Annotated in this window: 11 protein-coding genes; 5 read left to right on the top strand and 6 right to left on the bottom strand. The window is 72.0% G+C overall.

What is annotated here, in order from left to right; genetic code table 11:
- The 4 genes from E1283_RS21750 to E1283_RS21735 form a co-directional block, all read right to left on the bottom strand.
- Nucleotides 1–596 (bottom strand): carbohydrate ABC transporter permease (locus E1283_RS21750; protein WP_132819797.1); only part of this gene is annotated, 596 nt, incomplete at its 3' end.
- Nucleotides 593–1549 (bottom strand): carbohydrate ABC transporter permease, encoded by a 957-nt coding sequence (locus E1283_RS21745; protein ID WP_132819796.1) that lies wholly within the window; start codon nt 1547–1549, stop codon nt 593–595. The genes E1283_RS21750 and E1283_RS21745, both read right to left, overlap by 4 nt.
- Nucleotides 1549–2868, bottom strand: coding sequence for an ABC transporter substrate-binding protein (locus E1283_RS21740; RefSeq protein ID WP_132819795.1), 1320 nt, complete (start codon nt 2866–2868; stop codon nt 1549–1551). Before E1283_RS21740 ends, E1283_RS21745 begins: the two co-directional genes overlap by 1 nt.
- 209 nt (nt 2869–3077) lie before the next feature.
- Entirely contained in the window at nt 3078–3272 is a 195-nt protein-coding gene (locus E1283_RS21735; protein ID WP_132819794.1) for a hypothetical protein, read from the bottom strand.
- A 208-nt stretch (nt 3273–3480) separates the two neighbouring features.
- On the opposite strand from E1283_RS21735, the gene E1283_RS21730 reads away from it, so the two are divergent.
- The 3 genes from E1283_RS21730 (at nt 3481) to E1283_RS21720 (ending at nt 6642) form a co-directional block, all read left to right on the top strand.
- Nucleotides 3481–4677 (top strand): glycoside hydrolase family 6 protein, encoded by a 1197-nt coding sequence (locus E1283_RS21730; RefSeq protein WP_243745003.1) that lies wholly within the window; start codon nt 3481–3483, stop codon nt 4675–4677.
- Between the two features lie 295 nt (nt 4678–4972).
- Complete coding sequence (locus E1283_RS21725; RefSeq protein WP_132819793.1) at nt 4973–5887, top strand: GH25 family lysozyme; 915 nt, start codon at nt 4973–4975, stop codon at nt 5885–5887.
- 77 nt (nt 5888–5964) lie between these two features.
- Nucleotides 5965–6642 carry a peptidoglycan recognition protein family protein gene (locus E1283_RS21720; protein ID WP_132819792.1) on the top strand — a complete coding sequence of 226 codons (678 nt, stop codon included), beginning with the start codon at nt 5965–5967 and terminating at the stop codon, nt 6640–6642.
- Nucleotides 6643–6803: 161 nt separating this feature from the next.
- On the opposite strand, the gene E1283_RS21715 is transcribed toward E1283_RS21720, so the two are convergent.
- Both E1283_RS21715 and sigJ read right to left on the bottom strand, forming a co-directional pair.
- Entirely contained in the window at nt 6804–8027 is a 1224-nt protein-coding gene (locus E1283_RS21715) for an NAD(P)/FAD-dependent oxidoreductase (protein ID WP_132819791.1), read from the bottom strand.
- A gap of 93 nt (nt 8028–8120) precedes the next feature.
- The gene (gene sigJ / locus E1283_RS21710; protein ID WP_132819790.1) at nt 8121–9065 is read right to left on the bottom strand and encodes an RNA polymerase sigma factor SigJ; all 945 of its coding nucleotides are present in this window, start codon (nt 9063–9065) and stop codon (nt 8121–8123) included.
- A gap of 52 nt (nt 9066–9117) precedes the next feature.
- On the opposite strand from sigJ, the gene E1283_RS21705 reads away from it, so the two are divergent.
- Nucleotides 9118–10671 (top strand): FAD-dependent monooxygenase, encoded by a 1554-nt coding sequence (locus tag E1283_RS21705; RefSeq protein ID WP_132819789.1) that lies wholly within the window; start codon nt 9118–9120, stop codon nt 10669–10671.
- 121 nt (nt 10672–10792) lie between these two features.
- Nucleotides 10793–11690, top strand: an 898-nt coding sequence (locus tag E1283_RS21700; protein WP_341829944.1) for a putative T7SS-secreted protein, incomplete at its 3' end; no start/stop codon positions are given.

Raw genomic sequence — 11690 nt, 5'->3', positions numbered from 1 at the left:
GCGAGGGGGAGGGCGATGCGCCAGAAGGCGCCGAAGGCGGAGAGGCCGTCGGTGCGGGCGGCTTCCTCGAGTTCGACGGGCAGGCCTTCGAAGAAGCCGATCATGATCCAGAGGATCAGTGGCACGGAGACGAACATGTGGCTGAGGATCAGGACGGTGTAGCTGCCGACCAGGCCGGCGCGCGCGAACAGGTAGTACCAGGGCACCAGCAGCGAGATCGCCGGGATGATGCGGGCCACCAGGATCAGCGACCCGGTGCGGTACATCCGGAACCGGCCGACGGCCCAGGCCGCCGGCACCGCGATCAGCGCCGAGAGCGCGGTGGAGACGCCGCCCACGATCAGCGAGTTGCGCATCGCGTGCGGGATCTCGCTGTCGGAGAGCACCGCGCGGAAGTTGGCCAGGGTCGGTTCGAAGAACAGCCCCACGCTCGGGTCGGTGACCTGCACGTTGGTCTTGAACGCGGCGGCGAACATCCAGACCACCGGCAGCGCGAAGACCAGGCAGACGAGGGCGATGGCGATCCCCCGCAGCCAGCCGAGCGCGCGCCGGCGGCGGAGCCTGGACCTGGCGGCCGTGGCGTCGACGGTGGTCATGCGGACTCCCTTCCGGCGCGGCGGCGCAGCACGAGTACGACGCCGATGATGAAGAGCGTGAACAGCACGAGGACCGCCGAGGCGAGCCCGTACTCCAGGTAGTCGAAGGTGAGGCCGTAGGCGTAGACGTTGAGGGTCTCGGCCTCGAAGTCGGAGCCGCCGCCCGGGCCCTTGGTGGCGTAGAGCAGGTCGAAGGTCTTCAGCGCGTCGACCGAGCGCAGCACCAACGCCGTGGCCAGGGTGGTGGAGAGCATCGGCAGCACGACGTGCCGGAACCGCTGCCACGCGTTGGCCCCGTCCACGTGGGCGGCCTCCTCGGGCTCCTCGGGCAGGGTGGAGAGGCCGGCGAGGAGCAGCAGCGTCATCATCGGGGTCCACTGCCAGACGTCGATCAGCATCAGGGTGGGCAGCGACTGGCTGACCGAACCGAGGAACTCCTGCGGCGGCAGCCCGACCGACTCCAGCAGGTGGTTGGCGATGCCGTTGGTCGGGTCCAGGATCAGCAGCCACAGGATGCCGATCGCCACCGGCGTGGTGAGCAGCGGGATCAGCAGGATCACCCGCACCCACCGCATGCCGCGGAACGCCTTCCGCATCAGCATGGCGAGCGCCAGACCGAGCACGGTCTCCAGCAGCACGGCGCCGACGGTGAACACCACGGTGCGCTGGACGGCCGGCCAGAAGCGCCGGGTGTCGCCGAGCGCGTCCGTGAAGTTGCGGAACCCGACATGCTCGCGGCCGGAGTTGACGGCCCCGAACGCGTCGCTGAAGGCCAGGTCGAGAGTGAAGAGCAGCGGAAAGACGATCATCGAGCCGACGAAGAGCAGCGCCGGCGCCAGCATCGCCCACTTCAGCCGCCGGTTGGCCTGCTCGAACGTGCGCGGCCGGCGCCCCGCGCGCCCGCCGTCGAGGGCGGTTCGCCGTTGCCGGGGCCCGGTCTGGAGGACAGACATCAGATCCCCCGGTGGCGGTTGTCGCGGACGAGGAAGTCGGCGAACTCGGCGTCCGCGTCGCGGGCGACGGGCGGCACGTCCTGGCCGAGCACCGCGGCCACCAGCGGGCGGCCGACGATGTCGCGGGCGCGGCCGACCTGGAGCACCTCGGGCCGGTCGTGGTCCACGCCGCGTTCGGCGCCGATCCGCATCGTCTCGGCCAGCTCGGGCGGGAACGCGCCGAGGGTGTCGCTGTCCGCCCAGGCCGAGGCCCGGGCGCCGGGTATGCCGTCGCCCTGGATCCGGGCGACCATCTCGGGGCTCGTCGCCCACCGGACGAACTCCCAGGCGTCGTCCCGCAGCAGCGAGAACGCGTTGATGGACAGCGACCAGGAGGGAATGTTGTAGCCGAGGGCGCCGGCCGGGCCGGCGGGGAAGGGTGCGAAGCCGATGGTGTCCTGGACGGTGGAGATCGTCGGGTCGAGGAAGTTGGTGTAGATGGCGTCGGCGTCGATGTAGAAGGCCGCCTTGCCCTGGGCGAAGATCGGCATGGCCTGTTCCAGGGTCATGTTGGTGACGCCCGGCGGGCCGGTGCGTTCCAGCAGCTCGCCGTAGTACCGGTAGGCGGCGATCGCCTCGTCGGTCGCGATCGCGGAGCGGTCGTCGACGGTGAAGTCGCCGCCGAACGAGTAGAGGAAGCTCGACCACTGGCTGACCGCCCCGGCGCGCTGTCCCCGGCCGACGTAGCCGAAGAATCCGTTCCGCCGGTCGGCCAGCTCCAGGGAGACCGCCATCAGCTCGTCCAGGGTGGCCGGCGGCCCGCCGAGGTCGGCCACCAAGTCGCGGCGGTAGTAGAGCGCCGGCCGCTCGGTCACCACCGGGACGCTCACCACGCGGTCGGCGACGGTGCAGCGCTGGCGTGGCGCCTCCTGGAAGTCCGACCAGTCGTAGTCGCGGTCGCCGGTGACCAGGTCGGTGAGGTCGGCGACCCAGTCGTTGTGGGCGAAGAGCAGCAGGTCCTGGAGCGGCCGCAACATCATCACGTCGATGTCGGTGGCGGACGCGTTGAGCTTGACGTTGTAGCTGTTGGCCAGCTGGTCGGCCGTGAGGATCGACATGACGACCCGGCGGCCGACGTGCTCCTCGAACTCACCGAAGTACTCCCTGATCGCCTCCGCCCAGACGTGGTTGTTGGCCACGATCCGCAGCGGTGCGTCCGGGGACGCGGTGTCGGCCCGCCCGGCGCACCCGGCGAGCGTCACCCCGCCGGCGGCCGCGGTGGCCGCGGCGGCCAGCCTGCCGAGGGCGCGCCGGCTCAGCGACCGGCTGTTGGTGGACATCGTTGTCCTCGACCTCCCTACCGTGCCCCGCCGCCGAGGCGACACTCCGTGTCCAAGGCCGTTCGGAGCGACGGGATTCGAGGCCGACCGGCGCGGAACGTCTGCCCAGCTCACACCGGGTCATGCGGCGGCGCGATCATGTCACGGAGGTGACGGGACCTCGTCACGCTCAGCTACGGTCACCGTCCCGCTCAGCCGAGCCACGTCCGTCAGGACCCGGTCGCGGACGTGGCGGCGCGGAGGGCGTGGACGGCGAGGGCGGCGTGGGCGCGCAGGTGCTCTCCGCTGCGGTGGGCGACCTGGTCGATGGTCCGCCGGGGCATGGCCACCGGCTTGTCGCGCCAGCTCCGGTCGGCCATCTCGTACAGGTAGCAGTTCACCCGAACGGCAGGCAGCCGGGTCATCGCCCGCTCCGCTCTCGATCCGTCCTCGGCCTCCGCCCGTCACGACGGGGACGCCCACCCGGGGCGAGTGCCGCCGTCGCCGGCGATTCCCATTGACGGGGCGTCAGCACCGCGCAATGATCGACGCCAGCGATCGGCACGCGGGGGCGGGGAACCATCGTCGATACCAGGCCCGAGTGTCCACGGGCCAGTGAGAGGATCCCGGCTCGTGCGTCTTCCCAAGGCTCCCGACTTCCGCCGCCCGCCGCTCCCTCGCTCCCGGGTACTGCTCGGCGCCTCGCTCGTGGGGGTCCTGACCCTCGGCACCGGGGCGATCGTGGCGACCGTCGGCGCCGTCGGTCCCGACGAGCCCGGGGCGTCCGGCCCCTCACCGCTGGCCCGCTCCTCCTCGCTGCCTTCCGGTCCCGAGGAGTCGATGAGCCCGCCGGACCCCGAGGAGGGCATGGTGCCGGCGTCGCCCGCCCCCGACGAGGACGGCGCCGCCGAGGACGACGGGGCCGACCGGGACACCGACGCGGATGCCGGCGGGGACGACACCGAACAGGGGCCTTCCTCCGTCGAGTTCTTCTCGGATCCGACGGCCCAGATCCGGCAGTGGATCGCCGACAACGAGGGCGACGGCCGCCGGCAACTGCTGGTCGACCGGATAGCGAGCCAGCCGCAGGGCATCTGGTTCACCCACGACCGGGACGTGACCGCCAGGGTCCGCGATGTCACCTCGGCCGCCGCGGCGGCCGGCGAGGTGCCCGTCCTGGTCAGCTATCTGCTGCCGGGCCGCGACTGCGGCGGCGCCTCCTCGGGGGGCGTGCCGGACATGGCCAGCTACGACGCCTCGATGGCGGACTTCGCCGCCGGCCTGGGCGGTGACCCGGCCGTGATCGTCCTCGAACCCGACTCGATCGCCCTGGCCGACTGCCTCTCCGCGGATCAGCGCGACGCCCGCTTCGCGGCGCTGAACCGCGCGGCCGAGGCGATCCACGAGGCCAACCCGCGAGCCGCGGTCTACTTCGACGGCGGCCACTCCAACTGGCACTCCCCCGCCGACATGGCCTCCCGGCTGGCCGCCGCCGGCGTGCTGGAGAACGGCGACGGCATCGCCACCAACATAGCCAACTTCCGTGCCACCGGCAGCGAGACGACGTATGCGAAGCAGGTCCTGGCCGAGCTCGGCGAGGAGCGGCTTCGGGCGGTCGTCGACACCAGTCGGAACGGCAACGGTCCGCTCGGCGACGAGTGGTGCGACCCGGCCGGCCGTCGCCTCGGCCAGACTCCCACCACCGAGACGGGTGATCCGGTGATAGCGGCCTATCTGTGGATCAAGCCCCCGGGCGAGGCCGACGGCTGTGCCGCCGAGGCCGGAGCATTCTCGCCCGATCTCGCCTTCGAACTGGCTGGCGGCAACTGACGGTCAGGTTTTCCAGGCACGAAAGTTCCCGGATTCTACGCCCGTTGCCCCAGGTCAGAATCACTTTCACCGGTATGGACCACAGAGAGATCCCGAACCCCCTTTACCTGTCCGGGGTTTGTATGCGTCACTGATGACGCGCTCACGCCAACACAGGGAGCGCACACCCCCACGAACCCCCACACAGAATGCTCAACGGCTCCGCCGATCAGCCCGGTTCACTCCCGGCGGGCCGTCTCTCCGCACTGTGGCACATACCCCCACACATCCCACAACGTGCCAGGAGGTAGCAAGTATGACGTCCCGCCGTTCCCGGTCCCGCAGACCGCGCCTGGGCCGACTGACGCTCGGCGGCGTGCTCGCCGCGACCCTCGCCCTGCTGATCGCGCCCATGGGCACCGCCGCCGCGGCCGACACCGTGCCCCCGGCCGGCGAGCCCACCGAGCTCTCGGTGGGCGAACTGCGCCGCGGCCAGGCGTTCATGGGCGCCGGCGAGCTCGCCCACGAGGGCGGCGCCCTCGCCGAGGACACGGACACCATCGTCCCGCTCGCCCCGACCGACGGCGTTCAGGGCATCGACGTCTCACGCTGGCAGGGCAGCATCAACTGGACCTCGGTCCGTGGCGCCGGCATCCAGTTCGCCTGGATGAAGGCCACCGAGGGCACCACCTACCGGGACCCGAACTTCAACGCGAACTACCCTGCCGCCCACGGCGCCGGGGTCATCCGCGGCGCGTACCACTTCGCGCTGCCGAACGCGTCGAACGGCGCCACCCAGGCGAACTTCTTCGCCTCCAACGGCGGGGCCTGGTCCCGCGACAACCTGACCCTGCCGGGCGTCCTGGACATCGAGTCCAACCCCTACGGCGCCCAGTGCTACGGCCTGTCCACCTCGCAGATGCGGACGTGGATCCAGGACTTCTACAACACCTACAAGTCGCGGACCAGCCGTGACGTGGTGATCTACACCTCCCCCAGCTGGTGGAACACCTGCACCGGCAGCTGGAGCGGCATGGCCAGCCAGAGCCCGCTGTGGGTGGCGCACTGGACCACCGCCAACAGCCCGACCCTGCCCGGCGGGTTCGGCGTCCAGACGGTCTGGCAGTACACCAGCACCGGCTCGGTGAGCGGCATCTCGGGCAACGTCGACCGCGACCAGTTCAACGGTTCACGGGATCGGCTGCTCGCCCTGGCGAACAACACCGCGTAACGCACACCACGGAGGGGCCGGCGACCACCGGTCCCTCCGTCGTTTCCCCCCACACGCCTCCGCCCGAAGGAGCCATCGTGTCCGGTTCCCGCCCCACCCGCCGCAGCGTCCTCCTGGCCGGCACCGCCGGCCTCGTCGCCGGCACCGCCACCGCCTCCATGGCCGGCACGGCCAACGCCGCCACCCCCACGGCGGCCACCGCCGCCGTCGAACCCGACATCGACAGCACCACCGCCTGGGGCGCGCGCCCCAACCGGGGCACCATCACCGTGCTCGGCAACCGGCCCAACAAGATCATCGTCCACCACACGGTGAGCTCGAACACCAACGACTTCTCCCGCGCGCAGGCCCACTCGCACGCCCACTGGGTCCAGGGCCTGCACATGGACGACAACGGCTGGATCGACACCGGCTACCACTTCCTGGTCAGCCGCGGCGGCTGGATCACCGAGGGCCGCCACCGGAGCCTGAGCACCCTCACCGCCGGCAGCGGCCTCGTCCTCGGCGCCCACACCTCGGGCCAGAACTACGACGCCATCGGCATCGCCAACGAGGGCGCCTACCACGACGGGGCGACCCCGCCCACGGCCCAGTGGGAGGTTCTGGTGACGCTCTGCGCCTACGTCTGCCAGCAGTACGGCATCGTGCCGACGCAGCTCTACGGGCACATGGACTTCAACTCGACCCAGTGCCCCGGCATCTTCCACGAGATGCTGCCCCAACTGCGCACCGAGGTGGCGGACGCGATGGGCTAGCGAATCCGCCCCAGCGACGCGGCACACCGCCGCCGATCGAACCGAGGCCGCGGCCCGACCGGCCGCCGCCGGCGCACGTCTCCCGACCGTCCACCGACGCCCTCGGCGGGCGCGGGCCGCCGGTGGTGGACGGTCGCGCGAGCCGGTGGGGATGCGCGGGGTCACGGCCCAGATGTACGAACCGACGGGGAAGCCTCGGTTCGGGACGTACCCGCAGGCATAGGCTCCGACGCCACGACGCGGCGGCGCCGAGTCGGGATCCCCAGCATCGGGTTGGCGACGCCCCAGACGGCGCCCTTGCAGATCAGCTCCTTGTAGAACGCCGCGAGCCGTCCCGTCAGGACCGCCCGCACGGCGCGGTCGTCGGCGGTGACGTACTGGATCAGGCCCTGCCTGCGGCCGAGCGAGATGCACTGGTTGAAGTAGCGGGGCTTCGTGTCGGGGAGTTTCCGGCCGGTCAGCCGCGCCGCGATGACGTCGGCGGCCTGCCACGCGGCGGGGGTGCCCGAGGCGCACGACATGCGCAGCGGCTTGTCGCCCGGGCCCATCGCCATGGCCGCGTCGCCGATGGCGTACACGTCCGGGTGCGACACCGAGGCCATGGTGCCGTCGACCACGATCTGGCCGGTGTCGGACACGTCGAGCGCGGTGGCCTGCGCGATCGGGTGGACCGCGAAGCCGGTGGTCCAGACGGTGACCGCGGCCGGGATGGCCTCGCTCTCGGCGGTCACGACGCGGTCGGCCGCGACTTCAATGATCCCGGTGTGCTCGTGCACGCCGATACGGAGCCGGTCGAAGACCTTCCTCAGGTGTCCGCGCCCCTTGGACGAGAGCCAGTCGCCGAAGCCGCCGCGGGCGACGAGGGCGACGTCGAGGTCCGGGCGGGCCTCGGCGATCTCGGCCGCGGCCTCCAGGCCGGTGAGGCCACCGCCGACGACGACCACGCGCTGTCCGGCGTCCAGCTCGGTGAGACGGGCGCGCAGCCGCAGTGCTCCCGGGCGACTGGCGATCTCGTGGGCGTGCTCGGCGGTGCCGGGGACGCCCTGGTCGTTCCAGCCGCTGCCGAGGGCGTACACCAGGGTGTCGTACGCCAACTCCTCGACGCCGTCCGCGTCGACGACGGCGACGGTCCGACGGTCGACGTCGACGCCGCTGACCTTGGCGAGCCTCAGGGCGACTCCGGTGCCCGCGAACATCTGGGCGAAGGGTCGGGGTCGGAGGTCCTGGCCGGCCGCCAGCTGATGCATCCGAACCCGCTCCACGAAGTCGGGCTCGGCGTTGACGAGGGTGATGGCGACGTCCTCGCGGCGCAGCCGCTTGGCGAGCCGCCCGGCGGCGATGGCTCCGGTGTAGCCGGCTCCGAGAACGATGATGCGATGCTGCATTTCCCTGCTCCTGTCTCGCGGGGGTTCGCCACCTGAACCGGGCGGCCCGCCGTTTCCTGACAGGAACAGGGTGTGAAGCAGCTCACATCGGGCTCAGAAGGCGTGGAGCAGGGGCTCCCCGTGGTCGGTGGCGGCCCACACCTCGGTCGCGCGTTCGAGCTTGTCGGGGTTGACCTGGCTGCGGACGGCGGCGAGGCCGTCGGAGGTGACCTCCAGGCACATGACGCCGATGACCCGACCGCCGAAGACGGCCACGGCCGCGGGGCCGCCGTTGGCGGTGGCGACGTAGACCTCGGCCGAGCCGCCGACGATGGCGCGCTTGGCCTCGCCCGGCTTGAACAGGCCCCACAGGAACTTCGCGACCGCCACGGCACCCTCGTACGCCTTGGCGCGGGCCGGAACCTTCCCGCCGCCGTCGCCGATCGCGATGGCGTCCTCGGTGAGCAGCCGCACGAGCGGCTCGGTCCGGCCGCTGGTGGCGGCGACGAGGAACTCCTGGACGATCCGCCGGGCGGCGGCCTCGTCGATCTCGACGCGGGCCCTGCCGTCCGCGACGTGCCGCTTGGCGCGGTGGAGGATCTGCTGGCTGGCGGCCTCCGTGATGGAGAGGATCTCGGCGATCTCCCGGTGCGGGTAGTCGAAGGCCTCCCGCAGCACGTACACCGCCCGCTCGTTGGGGGAAAGCCGCTCCAGGAGGGTCAGAACCGCGTACGAGACCGCCTCCCGCTGCTCGGCCGTGTCGGCGGGGCCGAGCATCGGGTCCCCGGCGAGCAGCGGCTCGGGGAGCCACTGGCCCACATAGGTCTCGCGCCGCGAGCGGGCCGAGGTGAGCTGGTTGAGGCACAGGTTGGTGAGGACCTTCGTCAACCAGGCCTCGGGCACCTCGATCCGGCGGACGTCGGCGGCCTGCCAGCGCAGGAACGTCTCCTGCACGGCGTCCTCGGCCTCGCTCGCGGAGCCGAGCAGGCGGTAGGCGATGGCCGCCAGCCGCGGTCGGGCGGTCTCGAACCGGTCCACGTCGTCCATCGTCAGGGGCATGACTCGATCCTAGGCAGCGTGGGCGGTTGCCACTGCCCCCCGGGTGCGGAAGATGGATCGGGTGGACGTCTCGGTGTTGATCGTCGGTGCCGGGCCCGTCGGGCTCACCGCACGGGCGCTGCTGGAACGCTGGGGTGTGCGGACCCTGCTGGTCGAGCGGCATGGCGAGCTGTCGCCCTTTCCCCGGGCGCGACTGGTCAACGTGCGGTCGATGGAGATCTTTCGGCAGCTCGGGACGGACGCCGCCGTCACGGCCCGCGCCTTCGCGCCCGAGTACGGCCGGATCCGCTTCCGCGACAGCCTGCGCGACGACGACTTCGCCACGGCGGCGATGGTCGGGATCAACGCCCCGGTGCCGGAGAGCCCGGTGGTCGGCGCGGTCACCTCGCAGGATCGGCTGGAACCCGTCCTGCTCGACGCGGCGGACACCCCGGTGCGGTTCGGGGTCGAACTCGTCGGCCTGGCGGAGGACGCCGACGGTGTGGTGGCCCGGCTCGTCGACCACCGGCGCGGCGAGGAGTCCCGGGTCCTGGCCCGCTACCTGCTCGCCGCCGACGGCGCGGGCTCCACCGTCCGGGAGTCGCTGGGGATCGGGACCGCGGGGCCGGGGGCGATGGCGGACTTCACCACCGTCGTGTTCGACGCCGATCTCGACCGCTGGTGCGCCGACCAGCCGGCCGGGGTCTACTTCACCGCGCACGGGCTGTTCGCGCCGCTCTACCCGGAGGGCGGCTGGGCCTGGTTCAGGCCCACCCCCGAGGACGCCGAGCACGCGGACTGGGCCGAGCTCGTCTCGCGCGCGCTCGGCGTCGACGCCGAGGTGTCGCGGGTCCAGCACTGGGTGATGAACGCGTTCGTCGCCGAACGCTTCCGCCACGGCCGGATCCTGCTGGCCGGCGACGCCGCTCACGCGATCCCGATCATCGGCGGCCTGGGGATGAACGCCGGCATCGCCGACGTGCACAACCTCTGCTGGAAACTGGCGGGCGTGCTCCAGGGCTGGGCCGGGCCCGGGCTGTTGGACAGCTACGAACCCGAGCGCCGGCCCGTCGCCGACCGCACACTCCGCCAGGCGGTGGCCAACACCCAGCTCATGCTCGACGTGCAGAACCGGCGCCGCGCCCAGCTGCGGGCCGCGGAAGCGGCGCCCACCCGCGTCGAACTGCCCTGGTCCGACCGGTACTTCGCGCAACTCGGGCTGGTACTCGGCGTCGCCTACCGCTCCGGGGCGGTCCTCGCCGGCGACGAGATCCCGCCCGACAGCGGCCCGGACTACGTCCCCACCGCGGCGCCGGGCCACCGCATGCCACACCTCCGGCTGGCCCCCGGCCGTTCCACGCTCGACGCCGTCGGCGAGTGGTTCACCCTGCTCACCCCGGATCCCGCGCGCTGGGAACGACAGGCCGCCGCGCCCTGGCCGCTGCGCGTCGAGAAACTCCCGACCGAGCACGCCCGTCTCTGCGACGTCGGCCCGCACGGAGCCCTGCTCGTCCGCCCCGACGGCCACGTCGCCGCCCGCTTGAACGGCGACGCCTCGGTGCGCGACGCCCTCCGCGCGATCACCGCACGCCGCGAGGTCGGAGGCCCCGGCGGAGCAGACTTGTGACAAACCAGCCATAGAAGCACGGACAGCCCATCCGTAGCGTGAGACGGATCACAAGGTCCGATCATCGCGGCACACGGGGGTGTTGAGGATGGGGCGGTCGTCTGACTGGAGTCCGGTCGACATGGACTCGGACCCGACGCCGGGGAATCCGGACGAGGTACGCGAACTGGCGGACCAGCTCCAGACGTTCGCCGACGATGTCGGTGAGGCGCTGGGCCAGGTGAGGGGGATGTCCGAGGACCGGGCCGTCATGGACTGGGCCGGGTTGTCGGCGGAGGCGTTCAGGTCGGAGTTCGACGGGGTGCCGGGGAATCTGGAGAAGCTCCGGACCTCCTACGACCTGGCGGCACGGGCGTTACAGACGTACTGGCCGAAGCTGGAGACCGCCCAGGGCATGGCGGACCGGGCGTTGGACCGGGCGATCGCGGCGCAGGCCGATCTGACCTCCGCGCAGGGCGCGTTGACCGACGCGCAGGACTGGGTGTCGCGCGCCGGGGACGAGGCGGACCGGCTGGAGCGCGAGGGCGAGCGGGAGAACGTCGAGCCGCCGTCCGAGGCCGAGGTCCGGGCGGCGACGCGGGACGCGACCGCCGCCGGCCAGGCGCGGTCCGACGCGCAGGGGCAGGTGGACTCGGCCGAGGAGGCGCTGTCGGCGGCGCGTGAACTCGCGCGGCAGGCCAAGGAGATGCGGGAGGACGCGGCCGACGCCTGCGCCTCCAGCATCGACGAGGCATCGGACGCCGGTATTCAGAACCGCCGGTGGTGGGAGGACGCGATCCACTGGGTGTCCGAGAACTGGGACACCATCGTCGAGATATGCAAGGTCGTCGTCGCGGTGCTCGGCATCGTGGTGATGATCATCGGCGGCCCACTGGCCTGGGTGGTGCTGGCTGCCGCGCTCGTCGTCCTCGCCGACACCCTCTACGACTACGCCAACGGGGAAGCGTCGCTGTGGGACGTCGCGTTCGCCGCGCTGGACTGCATACCGGGCATGAAGGGCCTGACCACCCTCGGCGGCC

The organism is Streptomyces hainanensis (assembly GCF_004348415.1).
GTDB lineage: Bacteria > Actinomycetota > Actinomycetes > Streptomycetales > Streptomycetaceae > Streptomyces > Streptomyces hainanensis.
The sequence above is the reverse complement of the archived record's forward strand: the minus strand, read 5'-3'. Positions and strand labels throughout refer to the sequence as shown.

Coding starts and splice junctions, on each gene's coding strand:
- E1283_RS21745 (WP_132819796.1), bottom strand. CDS start 1,549: ATGTCTGTCCTCCAGACCGGGCCCCGGCAACGGCGAACCGCCCTCGAC.
- E1283_RS21740 (WP_132819795.1), bottom strand. CDS start 2,868: ATGTCCACCAACAGCCGGTCGCTGAGCCGGCGCGCCCTCGGCAGGCTG.
- sigJ (WP_132819790.1), bottom strand. CDS start 9,065: ATGCCCCTGACGATGGACGACGTGGACCGGTTCGAGACCGCCCGACCG.
- E1283_RS21715 (WP_132819791.1), bottom strand. CDS start 8,027: ATGCAGCATCGCATCATCGTTCTCGGAGCCGGCTACACCGGAGCCATC.
- E1283_RS21735 (WP_132819794.1), bottom strand. CDS start 3,272: ATGACCCGGCTGCCTGCCGTTCGGGTGAACTGCTACCTGTACGAGATG.
- E1283_RS21725 (WP_132819793.1), top strand. CDS start 4,973: ATGACGTCCCGCCGTTCCCGGTCCCGCAGACCGCGCCTGGGCCGACTG.
- E1283_RS21705 (WP_132819789.1), top strand. CDS start 9,118: ATGGATCGGGTGGACGTCTCGGTGTTGATCGTCGGTGCCGGGCCCGTC.